The organism is Nocardioides pelophilus (assembly GCF_014180685.1).
Lineage (GTDB): Bacteria > Actinomycetota > Actinomycetes > Propionibacteriales > Nocardioidaceae > Nocardioides > Nocardioides pelophilus.
This window is the reverse complement of the sequence record NZ_JACEHF010000027.1, coordinates 1-21,621: the sequence shown is the minus strand read 5'-3', so window position 1 is coordinate 21,621 and position 21,621 is coordinate 1. Positions and strand designations below refer to the sequence as shown.

Annotated in this window: 27 protein-coding genes; 9 read left to right on the top strand and 18 right to left on the bottom strand. The window is 71.3% G+C overall.

What is annotated here, in order from left to right:
• The first annotated feature begins 9 nt into the window (after positions 1–9).
• The 4 genes from H0488_RS07655 to H0488_RS07640 are packed head-to-tail and all read left to right on the top strand — an operon-like array spanning position 10 to position 3,755.
• Complete coding sequence (locus H0488_RS07655; RefSeq protein ID WP_183098695.1) at positions 10–699, top strand: Crp/Fnr family transcriptional regulator; 690 nt, start codon at positions 10–12, stop codon at positions 697–699.
• Positions 700–743: 44 nt separating this feature from the next.
• Positions 744–2,147, top strand: coding sequence for an FAD-binding oxidoreductase (locus H0488_RS07650; RefSeq protein ID WP_183098694.1), 1,404 nt, complete (start codon positions 744–746; stop codon positions 2,145–2,147).
• Between the two features lie 25 nt (positions 2,148–2,172).
• Positions 2,173–3,267, top strand: coding sequence for an N-ethylmaleimide reductase (gene nemA / locus H0488_RS07645; RefSeq protein WP_183098693.1), 1,095 nt, complete (start codon positions 2,173–2,175; stop codon positions 3,265–3,267).
• Between the two features lie 35 nt (positions 3,268–3,302).
• Complete coding sequence (locus tag H0488_RS07640; RefSeq protein ID WP_183098692.1) at positions 3,303–3,755, top strand: SRPBCC family protein; 453 nt, start codon at positions 3,303–3,305, stop codon at positions 3,753–3,755.
• On the opposite strand, the gene H0488_RS07635 is transcribed toward H0488_RS07640, so the two are convergent.
• Positions 3,747–4,364: a 1-acyl-sn-glycerol-3-phosphate acyltransferase gene (locus H0488_RS07635; RefSeq protein WP_220794306.1), complete on the bottom strand. Its 618-nt coding sequence runs from the start codon at positions 4,362–4,364 to the stop codon at positions 3,747–3,749. The two genes, H0488_RS07640 and H0488_RS07635, sit on opposite strands and share 9 nt — an antisense overlap.
• A gap of 30 nt (positions 4,365–4,394) precedes the next feature.
• On the opposite strand from H0488_RS07635, the gene H0488_RS07630 reads away from it, so the two are divergent.
• Positions 4,395–4,898 carry a nitroreductase family deazaflavin-dependent oxidoreductase gene (locus H0488_RS07630; protein WP_183098691.1) on the top strand — a complete coding sequence of 168 codons (504 nt, stop codon included), beginning with the start codon at positions 4,395–4,397 and terminating at the stop codon, positions 4,896–4,898.
• 24 nt (positions 4,899–4,922) lie between these two features.
• Here the strand turns inward: H0488_RS07630 and H0488_RS07625 are convergent, their stop codons facing one another.
• Complete coding sequence (locus H0488_RS07625; protein WP_312856246.1) at positions 4,923–5,219, bottom strand: ArsR/SmtB family transcription factor; 297 nt, start codon at positions 5,217–5,219, stop codon at positions 4,923–4,925.
• Positions 5,220–5,383: 164 nt separating this feature from the next.
• Between H0488_RS07625 and arsB the strand changes: the two genes are divergently transcribed.
• From arsB to H0488_RS07605, 4 genes are all read left to right on the top strand, one after another.
• The gene (arsB, locus tag H0488_RS07620; protein ID WP_183098708.1) at positions 5,384–6,427 is read left to right on the top strand and encodes an ACR3 family arsenite efflux transporter; all 1,044 of its coding nucleotides are present in this window, start codon (positions 5,384–5,386) and stop codon (positions 6,425–6,427) included.
• Positions 6,424–6,894, top strand: a complete 471-nt coding sequence (locus H0488_RS07615) for an arsenate-mycothiol transferase ArsC (RefSeq protein ID WP_183098689.1) — start codon at positions 6,424–6,426, stop codon at positions 6,892–6,894. The genes arsB and H0488_RS07615 overlap by 4 nt, the downstream gene beginning before the upstream one ends.
• A gap of 10 nt (positions 6,895–6,904) precedes the next feature.
• Entirely contained in the window at positions 6,905–7,522 is a 618-nt protein-coding gene (locus H0488_RS07610) for a TetR/AcrR family transcriptional regulator (RefSeq protein ID WP_183098688.1), read from the top strand.
• Between the two features lie 94 nt (positions 7,523–7,616).
• On the top strand, positions 7,617–9,185 hold the full coding sequence (locus H0488_RS07605; protein ID WP_183098687.1) for a GAF domain-containing sensor histidine kinase: 1,569 nt from the start codon (positions 7,617–7,619) through the stop codon (positions 9,183–9,185).
• A 14-nt stretch (positions 9,186–9,199) separates the two neighbouring features.
• Here H0488_RS07605 and H0488_RS07600 read toward each other — a convergent pair whose 3' ends face one another.
• The 16 genes from H0488_RS07600 to H0488_RS07525 form a co-directional block, all read right to left on the bottom strand.
• Positions 9,200–9,592, bottom strand: coding sequence for a hypothetical protein (locus tag H0488_RS07600; protein WP_183098686.1), 393 nt, complete (start codon positions 9,590–9,592; stop codon positions 9,200–9,202).
• Positions 9,589–11,640 carry a flagellar biosynthesis protein FlhA gene (flhA, locus tag H0488_RS07595; protein WP_183098685.1) on the bottom strand — a complete coding sequence of 684 codons (2,052 nt, stop codon included), beginning with the start codon at positions 11,638–11,640 and terminating at the stop codon, positions 9,589–9,591. The genes H0488_RS07600 and flhA overlap by 4 nt, the downstream gene beginning before the upstream one ends.
• Before the next feature lie 81 nt (positions 11,641–11,721).
• Positions 11,722–12,900: an EscU/YscU/HrcU family type III secretion system export apparatus switch protein gene (locus H0488_RS07590; protein WP_183098684.1), complete on the bottom strand. Its 1,179-nt coding sequence runs from the start codon at positions 12,898–12,900 to the stop codon at positions 11,722–11,724.
• Between the two features lie 2 nt (positions 12,901–12,902).
• Positions 12,903–13,667 (bottom strand): flagellar biosynthetic protein FliR, encoded by a 765-nt coding sequence (locus tag H0488_RS07585; protein WP_183098683.1) that lies wholly within the window; start codon positions 13,665–13,667, stop codon positions 12,903–12,905.
• 10 nt (positions 13,668–13,677) lie between these two features.
• Positions 13,678–13,962 (bottom strand): flagellar biosynthesis protein FliQ, encoded by a 285-nt coding sequence (gene fliQ / locus H0488_RS07580; RefSeq protein WP_220794305.1) that lies wholly within the window; start codon positions 13,960–13,962, stop codon positions 13,678–13,680.
• Positions 13,963–13,969: 7 nt separating this feature from the next.
• A complete protein-coding gene (gene fliP, locus H0488_RS07575) occupies positions 13,970–14,800 on the bottom strand; it encodes a flagellar type III secretion system pore protein FliP (protein ID WP_183098682.1) in 831 nt (276 codons plus the stop codon).
• A complete protein-coding gene (locus tag H0488_RS07570; protein WP_183098681.1) occupies positions 14,797–15,213 on the bottom strand; it encodes a flagellar biosynthetic protein FliO in 417 nt (138 codons plus the stop codon). Before H0488_RS07570 ends, fliP begins: the two co-directional genes overlap by 4 nt.
• Before the next feature lie 25 nt (positions 15,214–15,238).
• Positions 15,239–16,057 carry a flagellar motor switch protein FliN gene (gene fliN / locus H0488_RS07565; protein ID WP_183098680.1) on the bottom strand — a complete coding sequence of 273 codons (819 nt, stop codon included), beginning with the start codon at positions 16,055–16,057 and terminating at the stop codon, positions 15,239–15,241.
• Complete coding sequence (locus tag H0488_RS24970) at positions 16,054–17,004, bottom strand: flagellar motor switch protein FliM (RefSeq protein ID WP_183098679.1); 951 nt, start codon at positions 17,002–17,004, stop codon at positions 16,054–16,056. Before H0488_RS24970 ends, fliN begins: the two co-directional genes overlap by 4 nt.
• Before the next feature lie 107 nt (positions 17,005–17,111).
• Positions 17,112–17,567: a flagellar basal body-associated FliL family protein gene (locus tag H0488_RS07555; protein ID WP_183098678.1), complete on the bottom strand. Its 456-nt coding sequence runs from the start codon at positions 17,565–17,567 to the stop codon at positions 17,112–17,114.
• Entirely contained in the window at positions 17,564–18,466 is a 903-nt protein-coding gene (locus H0488_RS07550) for an OmpA/MotB family protein (protein WP_183098677.1), read from the bottom strand. Before H0488_RS07550 ends, H0488_RS07555 begins: the two co-directional genes overlap by 4 nt.
• The gene (locus H0488_RS07545; protein ID WP_183098676.1) at positions 18,466–19,245 is read right to left on the bottom strand and encodes a motility protein A; all 780 of its coding nucleotides are present in this window, start codon (positions 19,243–19,245) and stop codon (positions 18,466–18,468) included. Before H0488_RS07545 ends, H0488_RS07550 begins: the two co-directional genes overlap by 1 nt.
• Positions 19,242–19,556, bottom strand: a complete 315-nt coding sequence (locus tag H0488_RS07540; RefSeq protein WP_183098675.1) for a flagellar FlbD family protein — start codon at positions 19,554–19,556, stop codon at positions 19,242–19,244. The genes H0488_RS07545 and H0488_RS07540 overlap by 4 nt, the downstream gene beginning before the upstream one ends.
• A 123-nt stretch (positions 19,557–19,679) precedes the next feature.
• Positions 19,680–20,528, bottom strand: a complete 849-nt coding sequence (locus H0488_RS07535) for a flagellar hook-basal body complex protein (RefSeq protein WP_183098674.1) — start codon at positions 20,526–20,528, stop codon at positions 19,680–19,682.
• Positions 20,529–20,586: 58 nt separating this feature from the next.
• Positions 20,587–21,060, bottom strand: a complete 474-nt coding sequence (locus H0488_RS07530; RefSeq protein WP_183098673.1) for a flagellar hook capping FlgD N-terminal domain-containing protein — start codon at positions 21,058–21,060, stop codon at positions 20,587–20,589.
• A gap of 11 nt (positions 21,061–21,071) precedes the next feature.
• Positions 21,072–21,621, bottom strand: a 550-nt coding sequence (locus H0488_RS07525; protein WP_183098672.1) for a flagellar hook-length control protein FliK, incomplete at its 5' end; no start/stop codon positions are given.

Sequence of the window (21,621 nt, the reverse complement as noted above, 5' to 3'; positions counted from 1 at the left end):
TTTCGCGGCATGGACCCGGCGTGGATCCTGTTGCAGACCCCTCTCTTCGGTGGACTCGCCCGTGGCGACGTCGAGGAGCTGGTGCCGCACCTCACCGAGCAGCGGTACGACGCCGGCGAGTCGGTGTGGATCGAAGGTGACCGGGCCGACGTGCTGCTCGTCATCGCCGAGGGGATGCTGAAGTCGCACCGACTGAGTCGCGACGGTGCCGAGGTGATCGTCGCGATCAACGCCGCCGTCGACGCCACGGGCGAGGTAGGGCTCTTTCATCGGAGTCGGATCCGCCAGGTCAGCGTGACGGCGATGGCGCCGACCCGGTGCCTCCTGCTCCGCCGGCAGCTGCTCCTGGACTTCCTGGGCCGGCATCCGACCGCGCTCGAGCTGATGCTCGAGCAGATCGCGGGGCTCACGGTACGCGCCGCCCACTCCTTCACCGGCCTGGCGTTCGACGACATCCGGCGGCGAGCAGCGCGCACGCTGCTGGCGCTGGCCGACGAGTTCGGAGAGCCGGTCGCCGGCGGGACGAGGATCCGGTTGGAGCTGTCGCAGCGCACCCTCGCCGCCCTGGTCGCGGCGTCGAGGGAGAACGTGAACCGCGCTCTGGCTCCGCTGGTTGCGAGCGGAGTGATCAGCCAGCAGGACGGCCACTTCGTCGTTCACGATCGCGATGCCCTCGGAGCGTCGGCTGATGGCCTGTGACGCGCAGCACTGACGGACGCCCGCCGTGGGAGCACGCTCGCGCCATGACCACCAGCGCTCCCACTGCTGCCGGGCTCGACCTCGGCCCCTTGCGCGCCGGTTTCACCGGCGAGATCCTCACTGCGGCTGACGGTGCCGCTTACGACGCTGCACGCACCGCCTTCAACGCCATGTTCGACCGCCGGCCGGCGGTGATCGCGCGAGCCGAGAGCAACGCGGACGTGGCGCACGCGATCACCTTCGCCCGCGCGAAGGGGCTGCCGCTCGCCGTCCGCGGCGGCGGCCACTCCGTCGCTGGCTACTCGACGATCGAGGGCGGACTGCTCCTCGATCTGGGCCCGATGAAGGCGATCGACATCGATGCGGAGGGTCGACTGGTCCGGGTGCAGCCCGGCGTCGTCTGGGGCGAGCTCGACGCCGCCACCCAGGCGCACGGCCTGGCCACCACCGGCGGCCGGATGACCACCACGGGTGTGGCGGGATTCGTCCTCGGCAGTGGGAGCGGATGGCTGGAGAGGCTGCACGGGCTCGCCTGCGACAACCTGGTCGCCGCCGAGGTCGTCACCGCGGCGGGCGAGACGGTCGTCGTCGACGAGTCCGAGAATGCAGAGCTGCTGTGGGGCTTGCGCGGCGGGGGCGGCAACTTCGGTGTGGTCACCGAGTTCACCCTGCGGCTGCACCCGGTCGGTCCCGAGGTGTACGCCGGCATGCTGATGTATCCGCGTGTTCAGGCGCCCGAGGTCGTGCGCCACGTCCGCGACTTCCTGAGGGACGCGCCGCGCGAGGTGACAGGTGGGGTGATCTTCATGCACGCCCCGCCGGCGCCGTTCGTGCCTCCGGAGCTGCGCGGGGCACCGGTGGTCAGCGTGATCGCCGGGCACTGGGGGAGCGTCGAGGACGGGGCCACGTCGTTGGCGTCGCTGAAGGAGTACGGCGAGCCGCGGGTGGACCTGATGGGTCCGACGACCTACATGGACTTCCAGATGATCACCGACGCCGGTAACCCGCCGGGACGGCGCAACTACTGGCGATCCGACCTGCTGCCGGACGCCCCGGACGAGGCGATCGATGCATTGATCGCCTGCGCAGCGCGAGCCGTCTCACCCACCAGTGTCGTCGTGCTGGGTCGGACAGGGGGCGCCGTGGGGGACGTGGCCGAGGACGCGACCGCGTTGTCCGGCCGCTCCGCCGAGTGGCTGTTCCACTGCTACGCGAGCTGGACGGACGCGGACGACACCCCCAACATCGCGTGGGCACGGGCCAGCGAGGAGGCGCTCGGTCCGTGGAGCATGGCGGGGATGGCGCTCAACTTCGTCAGTGACATCGACAACTCGCGGGTCCGCGGCACCTTCGGGGCCGAGAAGTACGACCGCCTGGTGCGGCTGAAGCGTTGTTGGGACCCGGAGAACGTCTTTGCGATGAACCAGAACATCCCGCCGGAGGGCTGAACGAGGGGGAGGGCACACTGGGCCGGTGCACGAGCTCCTCTTCCAGCCGTTGACGGTGGGCGCCCTCGAGGTCCCGAACCGGGTCTTCATGGCCCCGCTGACCCGGATGCGAGCCACGCCGCCCGGCGACGTGCCGAACGAGCTGATGCTGGAGTACTACCGCCAGCGGGCGAGCGCGGGTCTGGTGATTGCCGAGGGGACCCAGATCTCGCCGCAGGGCAAGGGATACATGGACACCCCGGGCATCTACTCCGAGGAGCAGGTGGCGGGCTGGCGGAAGATCACCGACGCCGTGCACGAGGCGGACGGCCGGATCGCGCTGCAGCTGTGGCACGTCGGGCGGGTCTCCCACGAGTCGTTCCACGACGGCCGGCCCCCGGTGTCCGCCTCGGGCATGCCCTACCGCAACCGGACGACCGTTCGTGGCGAGGACGGCGCGCCGACCCGGGCGAACTGCCCGACCCCTCGTGCACTCGAGCTCGAGGAGATCGTGCAGACGGTCGACGACTACCGCCGGGCCACCGTCAACGCGCGCGAGGCCGGCTTCGACGCGGTCGAGATCCACGGCGCCCACGGCTACCTGATCCACCAGTTCCTCTCCGAGACCAGCAACGAGCGCACCGACGCCTACGGCGGCTCGATGGAGAACCGCGCCCGGTTCGCACTGGAGGTCGTCGATGCCGTCGTCGGCGCGTGGGACGCCGACCGGGTGGGGATCCGGATCTCTCCGCTCGGGTCGTTCAACGGCCTCGACGACAGTGCCGGTCAACCGATGGGGCTCCACCTGGCGGCGGAGTTCGCACGTCGTGGCCTGGCCTTCCTCCACCTGTCCGAGCCGGACTGGGCCGGGGGACCGGAGCTGGACGACGCGTTCCGACGGTCGCTGCGCACGGCGTTCCCAGGCGTGATCGTCGGGGCCGGCAACTACACGGTCGAGAAGGCGGAGCGCCTGATCAAGGCCGGGTACGTCGACGCGGCGGCCTTCGGGCGCCAGTTCATCTCGAACCCGGACCTGCCGGCCCGGCTCGCGGTCGGCGCGGAGCTGAACGAGCCCGACTACCGGACGTTCTACGGCGGAGGCGCCCGTGGCTACACCGACTACCCGGCGCTGGACGACTGATCCGGCGGCCCCGGGCCGGCGATAGCCTTCCCGGCATGGGCGTTGACATCGACATTGCCAACGAGTGCGCCGCGCCGGTCGAGGTCGCGTTCGCCTACGCCGACGACTACCGGAACGCCACCCACTGGCTGTCCGGGATCCAGAAGTTCGAACCGGCCGGCGAGCAGGACCAGGGTCTGGGCGCGGTCTTCGACGCGTCGATGCACGTCGGTGCGACGCTGCACTCGACGATCAAGGTCGACGGGTGGGTGAAGAACGAGCTGATCTCGTTCGAGGCGATCAAGGGCTTCCCGGTCCGGTCGGTGTGGCACTTCGAGGCGGTCGACGAGAACACGACCCGGATCCGCGCCCACATCCACTACGACCTGCCCGGAGGACTCGCCGGGAAGGCGCTGGGCCGGATGATCGAGCCCTTCGTGAAGATGTCGGTCAAGCACTCCAGCGCGGCGCTCAGGAAGTGCATCGAAGCGGCCGCAGCGTCAGCCTGAGCCTGAGCCTGAGCCTGAGCCGGTGCCGCCGGCCGAGGACTCCTCACGGAGCCGCGGCTCGGCCCACAGCTCGGGGTGGACTCCGCGCTTGTCGGCGTAGAAGGCGCGGACGATGTCCATGTCGGCCACGACGTCGCCGGACGGCGTGATCGTCGGCCCCATCCCGAGCGTGCGGGTCTGGCCGTCGATGAACCCCAGGCCGATCGGGAGGCCGGTCTGCCCGGCGATCCGGTAGAACCCCGGCTTCCAGTAGTCCGTCTTGCTCCGCGTCCCCTCGGGGGCGATGACGAGGAGGAAGGAGTCGTGCGACTCGGCGTCCTTCAGCAGCGCCCGGATCGTGGCACCCGGGTTCTCCCGGTCGAGCGGGATGCCGCCCGTGGCGTGCATGATCCAGCCGAGGGGGCCCTTGAAGTAGGTGTGCTTGACGAGCACCTGCGGGCGGGCGCTGTTGGCCCACGCGATCAGCAGCATCGCCACCCAGTCCCAGCGGGAGGTGTGAGGCGCGCCGATGAGGATCCCCTTCCGCGGCACGGTTCCGACGAGTCGCCATCTCGTCGCACGCAGGAGGCCTCGGGCGAGCCCGCGGCGGACTCTCATCTTCTGTGCCATGTGCCGACCGTAGTACTGCTTCAATCAGGCATGACCATCCCCGACTACCGCTGGGGCCGCGAAGGCTCTGTGCTCGCCCGCGTCGGCACCAGGTTCGCCTCGACCCGACCCGGTTCCTGGACCATCCGCAAGCTGATGCCCCTGGACCGCAAGCTCCTGCTCCGCACCCGCGGTCGCAGGACCCTCCTCGGACCGATCGGGGCGCCCACGCTCGTGCTGGAGACCATCGGGCGCAAGTCGGGTCAGCCGCGGCTCAGCCCGCTGCTGTTCGCGCGCGACGGCGATTCGGTGATCGTGGTGGGGTCCAACTTCGGTCAGCAGCACCACCCGGCGTGGACCGGCAACCTGCTCGCCCAGCCGCAGGCGCGGGTGATCTCGGGCGGCGTCGAGGTGCCGGTCGTCGCCGAGCTGCTCAGCGGCGCCGAGGCGGCCGCAGGCTTCCAGAAGATGGTCGACCTCACCGCGGTCTACGCGACGTACCGCACCCGCACGGATCGCGAGATCCGGGTCTTCCGGTTGACGCCGGTCGGCTGAGCGGCGCGATCGCCCGTCGGCGGCTCAGCAGGGGCGCTTGTGGTCCGGGCTCTCCCGCGCCGAGCGGGCCAGCGCGGACAGCTCGTCGGCGAGCCCGGCCAGCGGCTCGGGCAGCAGTCGGTAATAGGTGAACCGGCCGCACGGCTCGGTCTCGACCATGCCTGCCTCGCGGAGCACCCGCAGCGCGTTGCTGACGGTCGTCTGCCCGGCGCCGGTCGCCTCCGTCAGGTGGCAGTTGCACAGCTGCTCGCGGGCCAGCAGGGCCACGATCCGCCGGCGCAGCGGGTCGCTGAGCACCCTCAGCACGACGTCGCTGGTCACATCAGCATTCGTTGATGTCATCATCGGGTGATACGTTACCGGCCGCCACCTGAGTTCGCCACCGCCGTCCGCTGCTCCGAGGCAGGAGATCGATGACCGTCCCACCCCGCTCCGACCGCGACGCGCAGGCGACCGGCGCCGCTCCCCACGGTGTGGCCGGCGCCATGTCGCGGCTGGACAGGTTCCTGCCCGTGTGGATCGGCGCAGCCATGGTCGCCGGGCTGCTGCTCGGACGCTGGGTCCCCGGCATCGCCGACGCCCTGGACGCGGTCACGATCAGCTCGGTCTCGTTGCCGATCGCCCTCGGCCTGCTGGTCATGATGTACCCGGTCCTGGCGAAGGTGCGGTACGACGAGCTCGGGTCGGTCACCCGCGACTGGCGCACGCTGGGCCTGTCGCTGGTGTTGAACTGGCTCATCGGTCCGGCGCTGATGTTCACCCTCGCCTGGCTGCTGCTGTCCGACCTGCCGGAGTACCGCACCGGGCTGATCATCGTGGGGCTGGCCAGGTGCATCGCGATGGTGATCATCTGGAACGACCTGGCCTGCGGCGACCGTGAGGCCGCCGCCATCCTGGTGGCGCTGAACTCGGTGTTCCAGGTCGTCGCGTTCGGGTTCCTGGGCTGGTTCTACCTCGAGGCGCTGCCCCGCTGGCTCGGCCTGTCGACGACCGGCCTCGACGTCTCCGCGTGGGAGATCGCCGCCAGCGTCGTCGTCTTCCTCGGCATCCCGCTGGTCGCGGGCTTCCTCACCCGTCGCGTCGGCGAACGAGCGCGCGGCCGCGACTGGTACGAGACGCGGTTCCTGCCTCGCATCGGCCCCTGGGCGCTCTACGGGCTGCTGTTCACCATCGTGGTGCTGTTCGCGCTGCAGGGCGACGAGATCACCAACAACCCGCTCGCGGTCGCCCGCATCGCGCTGCCCCTGCTGGCCTACTTCGCCGTGATGTGGACGGCCGGGATGGTGCTGGCCCGGGCTGCGGGCCTGGGATACGCCCGCTCGACGACGCTGGCGTTCACCGCGGCCGGCAACAACTTCGAGCTGGCCATCGCGGTGGCCATCGCCGTCTTCGGCGTCACCAGCGGCCAGGCCCTGGCCGGTGTCGTCGGACCCCTCATCGAGGTCCCGGTGCTCGTCGGCCTGGTCTACGTCAGCCTGTGGGCGCGACGGTTCTTCCCTGACACCAGAGAGCCGGAAGGAAAGCCATGACCGAGACCCCCAGCGACACCCGCACGGGGACCCGACCCCAGGTCGTCTTCGCGTGCGTGCGCAACGGCGGCCGGTCGGTGGCTGCGCGTGTCCTGACCGAGCACTACGCCCAGGGCCGCGTGGTGGCGCTGTCGGCAGGCACCCAACCGGGCGACCACATCCACCCCGAGGTCGCCGAGGTGCTGGAGGCGCTCGGCCTGGACACCTCCAAGGAGCACCCGAAGGTGCTGACCCGCGACACCATCGCCGCCAGCGACATGGCCATCACGCTCGGTTGCGGCGAGGAGTGCCCCTACGTCCCCGGCGTGCGCTACGTCGACTGGCCGGTGGCCGACCCCGGAGGCCAGGACGAGGCCACGGTCCGCGCGATCGTCGCCGACCTCGACGCCCGGGTCCGCGGGCTGCTGGTCGAGCTCGTGCCGGACATCGAGCTGCCGCCCTCGGTCGTCGCGCGGGACCGGCACTAGGGTTCCTTGCATGCCGCGCTCCGGAGTGCCGACCCGCACCGCGGTGTTCGCTGCCCTTCGCGAGGTGCTCACCGAGAAGCAGTGGCGCAAGGTCACGCTCGAGACCGTCGCCAAGAAGGCCGGTGTGAGCCGGCAGACGATCTACAACGACTTCGGCTCGAGGGCCGGCCTTGCCGAGGCCTACGCCTTCGAGCTCGCCGACGCGTTCTGCGACCTCGTCGACGCTGACCTGGAGGCCAACGCGGGCGACCCGCAGGCCGCCCTCGAGGCCGCGTTGCGGACGTTCCTCCACGCGACCTCGGCGGATCCCCTGATCAAGCGGGTCCAGGACGGCAACGCCCACCCCGACCTGGTGCGACTGGTGACGACGGACAGCGGCCAGCTGCTGGCGCACATCGCGGGCCGTCTGACCGAGGCTGTCGGCCGGATCTGGCCGATCGTCGACCCGGTCGCCGCCCGCACCCTCGCCCGGACGATCGCCCGCCTCGGCATCAGCTATGTCGCGATGCCGCCCGAGACCGAGGACGACGTCGCCGCGGAGCTGGCCGCCCTGCTCGCCCCGGCGCTGCAGGCCACCCTCCGCGACCCGGCCGCGGGGCCCGGCGGGGGAGCACCTCCGCAGGCGTGAAATGCGTGTTCCAGTCGCGTCGAGGTGCCGGACGCCGTACCGTTCCTGGTAGGCCCACCCCGGTGGGCACGGGGAGGGAGGACGGGCGATCGGAATGGAGTTGGAGCTTCCTGACGAGGCTCGGGCGCTTCTCGACGCCGTCGTCGCGATCGGCTCCGATCTGGACCTGCACGGCGTGCTGCGCCGGATCGTCGAGTCGTCCTGCGCCCTGACCCACGCGCAGTACGGCGTCCTGGCGATGGTCGACGACGACGGCTCGTTCGTCGACCTGGTCGTGCACGGGATGTCGGACGAGACCCTTGCCAGGATCGGCCGGCCGCCCGAGGGGCTCGGTCTGCTCGGCCTGGTGCCGCGGCTGCGCGAGCCGGTGCGCATCGACCACGTGGAGGACCACCCGGTCTTCGGCGGACTCCCCGAGGGGCACCCGCCGATCGACCGGTTCCTCGGCGCGCCGGTGCTCATGGGCGAGCGCGCGTTCGGCCATCTCTACCTCGGCAACGGGCCCGACAGCCCGGCGTTCACTGCCCGGGACCAGGCCCTGGTCGAGGTCCTCGGCCGCGCCGCCGGCGTGATGATCAACAACGCGCGCGCCTTCGAGCAGAGCGAGCGGCACCGGGGATGGATGCAGGGTGTCGCCCGGGTGGCGACGGCGCTGGCGCCGTCGCTCCAGGAGGACCTCGCGTTGAACGCGATGGCCGAGCAGGTCCGGGAGATGTCCGGGGCGAGGGCGGTCGCGCTCATCGACGCCGCGTCCGAGCGGCTCGAGATCACCGCGTGCGCGGGCGGCGGCCAGGAGGACCTGATGCTCACCGTCAAGGAGGTCGCCGACGAGATCGCCCGAGCGGCGGGCGGCGAGCTGGTCGAGATCCGGACCGACTCCGGGGTGGCGACGCTGGCGATCCCGGTGCGCACCGAGCTCGCGCCGGCTGCGGTGCTCCTGGTCGACGAGGCGAGCGCCTGGCGCCAGCTCGACGGCGTCGAGCGCGACGTGATCTCGGCCCTGGCCGACCACGCCGGACTCACGCTCGACCGCGCCCACGCGCTGCGCGAGCGGCACGAGCTGCTGCTGGCGAAGGACCGCGACCGCATCGCGCGCGACCTCCACGACCTCGTGATCCAGCGGCTCTTCGCGACCGGCATGCAGCTGCAGGGGGCGCGCAACCTCGGCAGCCCCGCCGCCGTGAGCGCCCGGATCGACGAGGCCGTCGCCGAGCTCGACGTCGCGATCGGCGACCTGCGCGCGACGATCTACGAGCTCGGCCGCGGAGGAGAGAAGTCGCTCCTCGAGGACGTGCGTGCCCTGATCGGCGAGTACGCGCCGCTGATCGGGTTCCTGCCCCTGCTGCGCCTGTCCGGCCAGGTCGAGCGGTCGCTCACGCCGGAGGCCACTGACAGCCTGCTCCTGACCCTGCGGGAGTCGCTGTCCAACCTGATGCGCCACGCCCACGCCACCTCCGCGAAGGTCGAGCTCACCGCCTCCGCGGGGTGGGTGACGCTGCGGGTCAGCGACGACGGCGTCGGCTTCGACCCGGTGGCGATCGACCGTCGCAGCGGCCTCGACAACGCGCGGCACCGCGCCGAGGCGCTCGGGGGTCACTTCACGATCGAGAGCGCCCACGGCGCGGGCTGCCGCGCCGAGTGGGTGGTCCCGGCGATCGCCTGACCCAGCGCCAACGGCTAGGCCGCGGTGCCCTTCTCCTCGCGGCGCAGCGACAGGGCGATCAGGTCCTCGGCAGGCATGTCGAGCGCGTCCGGGTCCAGCGACGCAGGCCGCTCGCCGACGACCTGGGCGGCTCTGGCATCGACGACGACACCGCTGATCGCGTCGTCTGCGCCGTTCGCGTCGTCCGCGCCGACGGGCAGCGGCCGGGTCACGAGTGCGATCAGCCCAGCCCGGAGCACGCCCCACAGCACGATGCAGCCCACGGTGATCACGAGGTAGCGGATCAGCACCTCGGTGACGGTGAGCAGACCCTGCGCGAGCAGCACGCACGCCGGGGACGCGAGGAGCGCGGACAGCATCAGCACCGGGCCGTTGACCAGCCCCGGCAGGTCCGGTCGGCCGTTCATGCCCCGACCACCAGCTCGTGGCCGGAGCCGACGGCGGTGACGACACCGACCGACTGGACCGTGCGGGCTGCGTTGAGCTCGGTGTAGGAGAGGACCGGCAGGCGGTCCACGGCCGGCCGGACGAACCGGCGTACGGCGGCGCGGATCTGGGGCGCGCACACCAGGACCGGTTGCAGGTTCTGGTTCTCGGCCGCGGTGAGCAGCTGGGCGAGGGAGAGGAGCACGTGCTGCGCGGTCTCCGGGTCGATGACGAGCGTCGCGCCCTGCTCGGTCTGGCGCAGGCCCTCGAGCATCCGCTGCTCGAGCACCGGCTCGAAGCTGATCGCGTGCAGCGTCCCGTTCGAGACGTACGGCGCGGCGAGCGCCGGCTCCAGCGCGGCCCGGGCAGCCTCGACCAGGCCGTCCAGCTCCTTCGACGTGGCCGCCCGCACGGAGAGCGCCTCGAGGATCCGCACCAGGTCCCGGATCGGCACCCGCTCCTCGAGCAGCGACCTCAGCACCCGTTGCACCTCGCCGAGCGAGAGCTGCACGGGGGTGAGCTCCTCGACGACCGCGGGGTGGCTGCGCTTGACCACGTCGGTCAGCAGCCGGACGTCCTCACGTCCGAGAAGGTGAGCCGCGTTCTGGTGCACGACGTCGGCCAGGTGCGTGGTCATGACCGACGCGCGGTCGACGACGGTCGCGCCCGCGGACTCGGCCTGGTGCCGCATCTCGGCCGGGATCCACTTCGCCTCGAGCCCGAAGACGGGCTCGCGGGTGATCTGGCCGGGCAGCGACGCGATCGCGTCGCCGATGGCGAGCATCGTTCCGCGCGGCGCCTCGCCGCGAGCGACCTCGACGCCGTACAGGGTGATCGAGTAGCTGCCCGGCGGCAGCTCGAGGCTGTCGCGGGTGCGCACCGGCGGGATGACGATGCCGAGCTCGCCGGCGATCTTGCGGCGCAGCGCCTTGACCCGGTCCAGCAGGTCGCCGCCCGACCGCGCGTCGACCAGGTCGATCAAGTCGGCGGACAGCTCGAGGCCGAGCGGGTCGACCCGGATCTCGGCGGCCAGCTGCTCGGCCGAGTCGGGGGCGGGCAGCGCCGCGGCGGCGGCGTCGACGGCCTCGTCCTCCTGCTCGCTCTCCTCGATCCGGCTCGAGGCGAGGAGCATCACGCCGCCCGCGATGATGAACGGGAGCTTGGGCAGTCCCGGCACCAGGCAGATGGCCAGAGCGCCGAAGCCGGCGATCCGCAGCGGGGTCCGGCGGGCGGTGACCTGGCGGAGCAGGTCGGAGCCCATGTCCTCCTCGGCGACCGCCCGGGTCACGACCAGGCCGGTGGCGACGGAGAGGAGCAGGGCGGGGATCTGCGAGACCAGGCCGTCACCGATGGAGAGCAGCGAGTACGTCGTGACCGCCTCGCCGAACGGCATCCCGTGCTGGGCGACGCCGACGGCCAGGCCGCCGATCAGGTTGACGAGGGTGATGATGATCGCCGCGATCGCATCGCCCTTGACGAACTTGGACGCGCCGTCCATCGCGCCGTGGAAGTCGGCCTCGGCGTGCACCTCGGCCCGGCGGCGCCGGGCCTGGTCCTCGTCGATCAGGCCGGAGTTGAGGTCGGCGTCGATCGCCATCTGCTTGCCGGGCATCGCGTCGAGCGCGAACCGGGCGCCGACCTCGGCCACCCGGCCGGCGCCGTTGGTGATGACGACGAACTGGATGACGAGCAGGATCGCGAACACGATCAGGCCGACGATCAGCGACCCGCCGACCACGAAGTGACCGAAGGTGTCGATCACCTTGCCGGCGTAGGCGTCGATGAGCACCAGCCGGGTGGCGCTGACGTTGAGCGCGAGGCGGAACAGGGTCATCACCAAGATGACGGAGGGGAAGGCTGCGAAGTCGAGGGGGCGGTGGATGAACATCGCCACCATCAGCACGAGCAGGGCCCCGGTGATGTTGAAGGCGATGAGCACGTCGAGGACCATCGGGGGCAGCGGCACCACGAGCATCACGACGATGAGCACGATGGCGACAGGGACACCGAGCTTGGTCAGCGGGTTCACGTCGTACGGGACCTCTCCAGGGGCGGTCGACTTCCGTGCCGTCCGTGGCACGCAATCGGCGCCGTCCTGGCTCCGATGCGCTCATCGGCCTGCATCGGCCGCACCTGAGGTCTTCGCCGCGCCGAGCGCGGCGGGTGTCGGGACCCGGCGCCGGGCGCCGCGTCGTACGTCGGGCACGGCGTCCTGGCGGCGCGGGGTCGAGTGGGACCCGGCCTGCTGGCCGCGGGAGCGGAGACGGATGACGAAGGCGAGCACCTGCGCGACCGCGGCCCAGAGCTCGGCCGGGATCTCCTGGCCGACCTCGCAGCTGCGGTAGAGCGCGCGGGCGAGCGGCACGTCCCGGACCATCGGGACCCGTTCCTCCGAGGCGACCTGGCGGATCCGGTCCGCGATCGCGCCGGCGCCGCGCGCGACCACCCGCGGCGCGCCGAGCTCGGGCTGGTAGCGGAGTGCGACCGCGACGTGGGTCGGGTTCACCAGCACCACGTCGGCCTCGGAGACGTCGCGGATCATCCGGCTCCGCGCGGCGGCGAGCTGCCGGGACCGGATCGCGCTCTTGATCAGCGGGTCGCCCTCCGTCTGCTTGTGCTCCTGCTTCACCTCGGCGTGGGTCATCCGGACCTGCTTGCCGATCCGGCGGCGGACGACGGCGTAGTCGGCAGCGGCCATCACGACGCCGGCGATCCCGACGCTGAGGAACATCGCGCTCACCTCGCCGCTGACCGCGGCGAGCACCGCCTCGATCGGCATGAGCCCGCCCACCAACGGCATCAGCGCGCGCAGCGACGACCACGCGAGGAAGGCCACGACGCTCGCCTTGACCAGCATCTTGACGCCCTCCCAGAGCGCCTGCGGTCCGAACAGCCGCTTCGCGCCCTGGATCGGGTTGAGCTTCTTCGCCGACGGTTTCGCGAGCTTCGGGGACAGGAAGAACCCGCCCTGGGCGAGCGCCGAGGCGATGCCGATCACCATCACCATGGAGCCGAGCACGACCAGCGAGATCAGGACGTGCAGCGTCGATTCCCGCAGCAGTGCGAAGGCGACCTCGACGGTCGGCCGCTCGATCGCCCGGAGGCTCGCGGACATCAGGTCCCGCAGCTCGGTGACCTCGCGGTCCATGAGCGGCCCGAGCGCGAGGCTGAACACCAGCAGCCCGAGCCACCCGCCGATCTCGGGGGTCCGCGGGACCTGGCCGTCCTTCTTGGCCTGCTTGAGCCGGCGCGGTGTGGGCTTCTCGGTCTTCTCGGCGCTCCCGGACATCGCTACGCCCCTGCCATCGCAGCCATCGCCTCGTTGGCGAGGCCGACCACCCGTTCCATCGCCGCGGGCAGCACGGGGAAGGAGAGGCCGAGCAGCATCAGGGTCAGTCCGACCTTGGCCGGGAACATCACGGTCAGCGCGTTGAGCTGGGGGGCCACCTTGGTCATCAGCGCCAGCGCCAGGTCGGCGATGAAGAGCACCGCGATCATCGGGAGGGCGATCTGGACCGCCACCGTGAAGAACATCGAGAACGCGGTGACCAGGATGTCGGTCCAGTGGCCGATGTCGGGGAACCCGGTGAGCGGCAGGTAGTCGAACGTGCTGAGCAGGCCGCCGATCACCATCAGGTGCCCGCCGGACACCAGCAGCAGCGCGATCGCCAGCATCTGGTGGAAGCGGCCGAAGACGCTGTTCATGTTGAGGGCCAGCGGGTCCCAGGCGGACGCGAGCGCGAACCCGCCGAAGAGGTCGATCAGGGTGCCGGCGGCCGCGATCGCCGAGATCAGGAGCATGGTCACGAAGCCCATGCCGAGACCGATCACCGCCTGGCCGACGACCGCCAGGATCACCTCGGGCGTCGTGGTGGGGAGCGGGTCGTCGGCGAGCCCGGGCGTCACTGCGAACGACAGCCCGATCGCGATCACGACCTTCGCCATCGCAGGCACGCCGCGCGTGGAGAACGGCGGGACCAGGGCGAGCCACGCCACCACACGGATGGAGGCGAGCAGCAGGGCGAGGAGCGGGGCGCCGGCGACGGTGATGTTCACGCGACGTCCCTCAGGCCAGCAGGCCGGGCACCATGTCGAAGAGCTCGACGGTGAACGCCACCAGGGTGTGCAACATCCAGTTGCCGGCGAAGAGCAGGGCGGCGCCGACGCCGACCAGCTTGGGCACGAACGAGAGCGTGAACTCCTGGATCTGGGTCATCGACTGGAACAGCGAGATCGCGAACCCGATGACCAGGGCGGTGACCAGGATCGGCGCGGACAGCTGCAGCGCGACCCACATGGTCTTCGACGCGATCTCGATGATCGCGGTGTCGGTGATGAGGGGAGTCGGCATGGCGTCGTCAACCCGCCCCGTACGACGCGACCACGGACTTGATGATCAGCGCCCACCCGTCGACCATCACGAACAGCAGCAGCTTGAACGGCAGGGACACCATCACCGGCGGCATCATCATCATGCCGAGGCTCATCAGCGCCCCGCTCACGACGATGTCGATGACGAGGAACGGGATGAAGATGATGAAGCCGATGATGAAGGCGTCCTTGAGCTCCGAGAGCACGAACGCCGGGATCAGGGTGGTCGTCGGCACGTCCTCGCGGTTGGCCGGGAGCTCACGGTCGGCGACGTTGGTCAGCAGGGCCAGCTCGTCGTCCCCCGCGTTGTCGAGCATGAAGCCGCGCAACGGCTGGAGGCCGGCGTCCCAGGCCTGCGAGGCGCTCAGCTGCCCGTCGAGGTAGGGCTGCAGGGCGAGGTCGTTCATCTCGCCGATCACGGGCGACATGATGAAGAGGCTCAGGAACAGCGCGAGCCCGGCCAACACCTGGTTGTTGGGGATCTGCTGGAGGCCGAGCGCGTTGCGGGTCAGTCCGAGCACGACGAGCACCTTGGTGAAGCTCGTGCAGGTCAGCATGATGGCCGGCAGCAGGCTGATCAGGGTCAGCGCCAGGATCGCCACCAGGCTGTTGCTCGGCTTGTCGGTCATGCCGCCGAGGTCGATCTGGACGGTGTTGCCCTGCCCGCCGGCCCCGCCCGGTCCCTTGGGGCCGTTCGGGTCGGCTGCGGCGCTGCCGGCGCCCGCCAGCAGCAGGGCGCACGCGCTGACGAAGGGCACGGTGAGCAGCACGAGTCGGCGTGCCCACGGGGTGAGCGCGCTCGGGGTGGGCCGGGTCATGACGCAGGCCGTCGCCGGGTGACTGCCTGGAAGGCCTGCCGCCAGGTCTGGAGCGACACGATCGAGCCCGCGAGTGCTCCGTCGGTACGGCGGGCGCGGGCGACCAGCTCGTTGAAGTCGGTCACGGTCGCCTCGGAGCCGGCCGTCGCGTCGTACTCCGGCTCGGCGGGAGGTACGACGTCCGCCGGGTCGATCTCGGTCAGGAGCGAGACCTGCTGCTCGGTGGATCCCAGCACGAGGACCCGGCCGCCGACGCGGACGACGACGACGCCGCTGCCGCGCGAGATCGACTGGCGTGCCAGCACCTCGACCGTGGCGCCCGCCCGGCCTCCGAACCGCCGCGCACTGAGCTTGGCGATGAGGAGCAGGAGACCGACCACCACCGCGAGCGACGCGACCAGCTGGAGCCCCATCCCCACCACGACAGTTCTCGCTTCTTCAGACCGCAGCCGCGGCGTCGAGGATCTCGGTGACGCGCAACCCGAAGTCCTCGTCGACCACGACGACCTCGCCGCGGGCGATCAGCCGGCCGTTGACCAGCAGGTCGGCGGGGCTGCCGGCGGCACGGTCGAGCTCGAGCACGGCGCCGGGGGAGAGGGCGAGGAGGTCGCGGACCGTCATCCGGGTCCGGCCGAGCTCGACGGTGACCTCCATGTCGACCCCGTGCAGCAGCTCGAGGCCGCGCGGCGCGGGTTGGAAGGCGGGCACGAACGGCTCGTGCGAAGGTGCCCCGGCGGACGCGATCGTCTCCAGCTCGGCCTCGGCCTCGGCTTCGGCGGTCAGCGGAGCCCGGGCGCCGGCCAGTGTCGAGGCGGCCACCAGGACCGCGGCGTCGATGCCGACTCCGATCAACGGCACCGTCGTGAAGTCCTCGCCGAGCGCCGCGGTGATGTCGAACCCCTCGGCGCCGAGGTCGAGCGTCTCCGCCGCGCGGGCGTGCGCGCCGAGCTGCCGCGCGGCGGCGTCGAGCGCGGGCTGGCACGCGGCGGCCAGGTCGAGCCCGCCGAGGGGGCTGGCGGCGAGGGCGTCGACCAGGTCCTGGCCGACGAGCACAGCGATCCGACCCGGCACGCCGTCGAGGTCGACCCGGGCGCCGCCCGCGAACGCGGACGCGACGTGCTCGGAACCCGGCTGGGCCGGGCCGGTGATCAGCTCGGCGGCACTGGGCAGTGCGTCCGCGGCCGCCGCGGCCGCGGCGATGGCGGTGGCCGAGGTGTCGGCGCTGGCTGCGTTGTCGGCGTTCTTGGGGCCGGTCATGGCTTCTCCTTGGGGGTGTCCACGATGAGTGCCGCCAGGCGCTGGCCCCGGGATCCGGGGGTGGCGTGCGCGAAGGTGTTGCCGGCGACGGTGACGTCGAGCGGCGCAGCCTCCGGGTGGTCGATCCGGATCACGTCGCCGGGCTGGAGCCCGGCGAGCGTCGCGGGGTCGAGGGTGGTCGGGCGGAACCGCACGGCGACGGCGACCGGCACCTCGGACAGCTGGTCCTGCAGCAGGCGGGCCGCGAGGGCACGCTGGGCGCGCTCCCGGTCCGAGACCGACCCGGCGCCGGTCGCATCGGTCAGGTGGGGGAGGAGGCCGGAGAACGGGAGGCAGACCGTCACCCGGTGCCCGCGCTCGTTGATCCGCAGCTCGAGGCTCACCACGACCATCACGTCGGCGGCGCTCGCGACCTGGGCGAACTGGGGGCTGTACTCGGCGCCGGTGATGACCGGCTCGAGGGGGACGATCGACGACAGGGAGTAGCGCATCTCGCCCAGCAGCCGCTCGATCAGGCCGCCGATGACCCCGGCCTCGATCTCGGTGAGCGGCCGGTCGGGCTGCTCGTCGGCGCCGGGGCCGCCGAGCATGTGGTCGACGCACGACATGGTCGCGAACAGCGGGATCTCGAGCACGCCGGTGCCCGGGATCGGGTCGGCGGTGAACAGCGTCATGTACGTCGAGGAGTCGAGGCTGTCGACGTACTCCGCGTAGGTGCGCTGCTCGATGCTGACCAGGGCCATCGAGCACACGGTGCGCAGCGAGCTGGTGAAGACCGTGGTCGCCTGCCGCGCGAAGCCGTCGAAGCCGAGCTGCAGGGTGCGCTGGTGTTCGCGCGAGAGCTGGATCGGCCGACGGAAGTCGTACGGCGCCGGCTCGGACTGGCCCGAGCGCCGGCGCGCGCGGGTGCCGTACGTCGTGCGCGAGGGAGCTGGAGCGACGGTCACGGGTGCAACATCGTCGGCGCACGCCGGGACCTGAGCCGTTCCTCGATGTCCGGCAAGCCGGACCCGGATGGCCCGGTCGGGCCATCCGTCCTTGTCGATCGGCTACCTCACTCCGTGACGAACTCCGTGAAGTACACGTCCATCACGTCGCCGTGATAGCGCTCCTCGAGCAGGTGCACGAGCTCCAGCTTGAGCTTGGCCCGCTGCCCCTCCTTCGCGACCTCCGCGACGCTCCGCCCGCTGAACACGTCGATCGCGGCGTCCAGAGCCTTGCTCCCGTCGAACTCCCCGTGGCCCTCGCCGCCGGCGTCGGCGGTCAGCTGCAGCGACAGCCCCAGCCGCAGGTAGTGGCCCTCGGCGAGGTTGATCTGGACGTGGTCGAGCGGCACCACCGTGCCCGGCTCGGGGGGACCGTCCTCGGCCCCCTTCGGCTTGAGCACGAACCAGTACCCGCCGCCACCGCCGAGGAGGAGCACCACGGCGATGATGATGATGAGCTTCTTCCTCGACTTCTTCGGTGCGGCCGCCTTCTCCTCCGGTGGCGCTGCCGTCGTGGTGGTCATGACTCCTCCTCGCTGGTCATGTCGTCGTAGGCCTCGGCGAACCGGGCGCGGGTGCCCGCGGCCGCCTGGCTGAGCACGATCAGGTCGACTCGTTTGTTGATCTGCTGGGAGCCGGGCCGGTCGGGGTCGACCAGCGGCTTGGTGTGGCCGAAGCCGGTGGCGCGGAGCCGGTGCTCGGGCAGCCCCTGCACCTCTTCGAGGCGGCGCAGCACGTGCACGGCCCGGGCGACGGAGAGGTCCCAGTCGGTGGGGTAGTACTTGGGCTTGACCGGCACCTGGTTGGTGTGGCCGTCGACCTGGATCGGTTCGCTGAGGTCGAGCAGCACCGGCGCGATGGTGTCGACCACCCGCTGCCCGCGGGGGGTCAGCTCGGCCACGTTGGGCTGGAAGACGACGTGGCGCGAGACCAGGCTGACGACCAGGCCGCGCTCGTCGATCAGCGCCCGGACGTCGTCGTCGAGACCCTCGCGACGCAGGGCCTCCTCGATCTCCCGCCAGACCTTGAGCAGGCGGTCGACCTCGTTGCGGGCGTCGGCGTACGCCCGTTGCTCGCGCTTGCGGTCGTGCTCGCTGACGAACTCGGTGACCGCGGTCTGCTCCTCCGCGCTGAGCTGCTTCATGACCGCGTTGTAGGTGGTCGTGGTCGGGACCGCCGGGCCGCGGTAGTCGATCGTCGGGTTGGTGCCGTTGAGGATCGACGAGGAGCGGCCGAAGCCCTCGGCGAGACCGGTCTTGAGCTCCTCGTACTTCTCCTCGTTCACGGTCGACATCGAGAACAGGATGATGAAGAGCACCATCAGCAGGGTGACCATGTCGGCGTAGGTCACCAGCCAGCGCTCGGCGCCCTCCTCGTGCTCCTCGGTGTGGCCGCCCCGACGGCGGCCGTGCGGTCGGGGCATCAGGCCGCCTCCGGCTGGGAGGTGCCGCTGCCGTCGACCAGGAGCGACTTGAGCTTCTCCGCGATCATCCGCGGGTTGGCGCCGGACTGGATCGCGGCGACCCCCTCGAGCGCGACCTCCATCCGGGAGCACTCGAGCTCGCTGAGCCGCTTGATGCGGTTGCCGATCGGGAACCAGAAGACGTTGGCCGACATCACGCCCCACAGGGTGGCGACGAAGGCGGCCGCGATGAGCGGCCCGAGGGACTCCGGGTCGGCCAGGCTCTCCAGCACGTGGACCAGGCCCATCACGGTGCCGACGATGCCGATGGTCGGTGCGTAGGCACCGGCGTCCTTGAAGAACTTGGCGGACTGGTTGTCCTTGCGCCGCTTGGCGTCGATCTCGGCCTCGAGGATCTCCCGCACCTCTTCGGGGTCGGTGCCGTCGATCGCCATCGTCACGCCCTTGACCAGGAACGGCTCGGGTACGTCGGCGAGCCCGTCCTCGAGCGCGAGCAGCCCCTCGCGGCGGGCCCGGTCGGCGAGGGTGACCACGTGCGGCACCAGGTCGGCGCCGGGCGCCGCATCGCCACCCTTGAAGGCCCGCACGAGTGCCTTCATCGCCTCCTTGGCATCGGTCATCGTGCCGCCGGCGACGGTGACCAGCAGCGTGGTCCCGAACACCAGCAGCATCGGCGGCCCCAGCACCAGGCTCATCGGGTTGCCGCCCTCGAGCATGTTGGCGGCGACGATCACCACCATGCCGAGGCCGATCCCGATGACGGCAGCCGGATCCTTCATGACTGCTCCCCTCCGTGGGCCTCGGCGGGTGCGGCCGGCGGATCGGCGGGCGGCACGCTGCGGACCGCGGCGAGGTGGGACCCCTGGCGCGGCTCGGACGTGGCCGGCCGGTCGTCGTACATCCCCGCGGTGGAGATGATCTCCGCGCGGTACTGCACGACTTCACGGCGGATCTGCTCGAGCGACTCCGCGACGACGTACTTCTTGCCGTCGACGAGCGTGATCACCGTGTCCGGCGTGGCGTCCATCCGCTCGATGAGGTCGACATTGAGCAGGAACACCGTCCCCGACAGACGGGTCAGCGTGATCATTCCGCACCTCCGTGTGCGCGATCCCTGCCGGCGGGGCCGGCATGCGGACTGTCGACGGGCCGTCCCTGGCCCGTCCGCAGTCCCTATCGGCAGCCGTCGCCGGTGTCTGAGGCACCTGGACGGTCAGCGCTTGATGTTCACCAGCTCTTCGAGAACCTGGTCCGACGTGGTGATCACGCGGGCACTCGCCTGGAAGCCGCGCTGGGCGAGGATCAGGTTCGTGAACTCGGCCGACAGGTCGACGTTCGACATCTCCAGGGCGCCGGCCATGATCTGGCCGCGCTGGCCCTCGCCGGCCACGCCGAGCTGGACGGCTCCGGAGTTCGCGGACTCGCGGAACATCGTGTCGCCGACCTTGTCCAGGCCCATCGGGTTGTCGAAGTCGGCGATCGCGAGCTGGCAGATGTCGCGCTGCACGTCGTCGGAGAAGACGCCCCGCACCTTGCCGTCGGAGCCGATCGAGTACGACGTGAGCTCGACGCCCGGCGGCAGGCCGAGGCCGGCCGTGTCCAGGGAGACGTCGATCAGCGGTCCGGTCGGGTCGCCGTTGACGTCGAGCGCGTAGCCCTGCACCCGCATCCCGTTGGGTGCGACCAGGATGCCGTTCTCGTCGAACGTGAACGCCCCGGCCCGGGTGTAGAGGCTCTGCTGGCCGTCCTGGACGACGAAGAAGCCGTCGCCGTTGAGCATCACGTCGGTCTGCCGTCCGGTGGTCTGGGCGGCGCCCTGGCCGAAGTTGGTGCTGGTCGCGGCGAGCTGGACGCCGAGGCCGACCTGGATCGGGTTGGTGCCGCCGCGGTCGGCGTTGGCGCCGGACGCTGCGGTGAGCATCTGGCTGAGGGTGTCCGAGAAGACCGTGGTGCTCGACTTGAAGCCGGTCGTGTTGGCGTTGGCGATGTTGTTGCCGGTGACGTCGAGCATGGTCTGGTTGTTGCGCAGGCCGCTGATTCCTGCGAAGAGTGAGCGCAGCATCGGGTTTCCTCTCGGTGGTGGTTCAGTCGGCCGCGGGTGCGGACGATCGGGTGGTGGTTCAGGCGGGCGGGTCCGCGGGGTCCGCGGGGTCCGCGGGGTCCGCGGGATCGTCGGGGGCGCTGGTGACGCCGACGCTGAGGATGTTGAAGAGCGAGACCTGCTCGCCGTCGACGTCGAGGACCGGGCCCGTGGGCAGGAACGTCGTGCCCGTCACGGTGCCGGTGTGCTCCTCGCCGTCCTCGCCGGTGTAGGTGACGGTCTGGCCGATCAGTGAGCTCGCGCCGAAGGCGAGCTGGGTCGAGACCATCATCGCGGTCTGGTCGGCGACCGCCTGGATCTTCTCCAGCGAGGTGAACTGCGCGGTCTGCGCGAGGAACTCGGCGGAGTCGGTCGGGTTGAGGGGGTCCTGATAGCGCAGCTGGGTGACCATCAGCTCGAGGAAGAGCTGCTGGTCACCGAAGCCGGGCGTGCCGGTGGTCGACGGCGTCGACCACGGGGTCGATCCGAGGGCCTCGGGTGGGGTCACGGACATCTGCGTGCTCCTTACATGAGTCGGTCGAGCCGACCGGGGGTCGTCGCCGAGTCGGGCGGAGAGGCGGGGTGGACCGGCCGGACCGGACCGTCGGGAGGGGGGTCCTGGCGGCTCGCGGACCGCTCCCGGGTGCCGGCGCCGGCGTCGTGCTGGCCGGCGTCGTGCTGGCCGGCGTCGTGCTGGCCGGTGTCGCGCTGCCCGCGCGGCTCCGTGCCGGGAGCGTCCGTTCCCGCCGGTGAGGCGTCGCGGATCACGACCCGTGCGTCGGTCGCCCCGGCCTGCTCCAGCAGCCGTCGCAGCTCGGGTGCTCCCTGGATCAGGGCCTCGGTCGCGTGGTCCGACCCGATGCTGACCCGCACCGCGCCGTCGCGCACGACCAGCGTCACCCGGACCTCGCCGAGGTGCTCGGGCTGCAGGGTCACGGTGAGCCGGTGGGTCCCGTTGCCTGCCAGGCTGAGCCGGGTGATCTCCGGGAAGACCTGGTGCACCACGGCTGCGGGGGCGCCGGGCTGCTGCGACGACGCGGCCGGAGGTGCGGCGGCCGTCGGGCCGACGACGGCC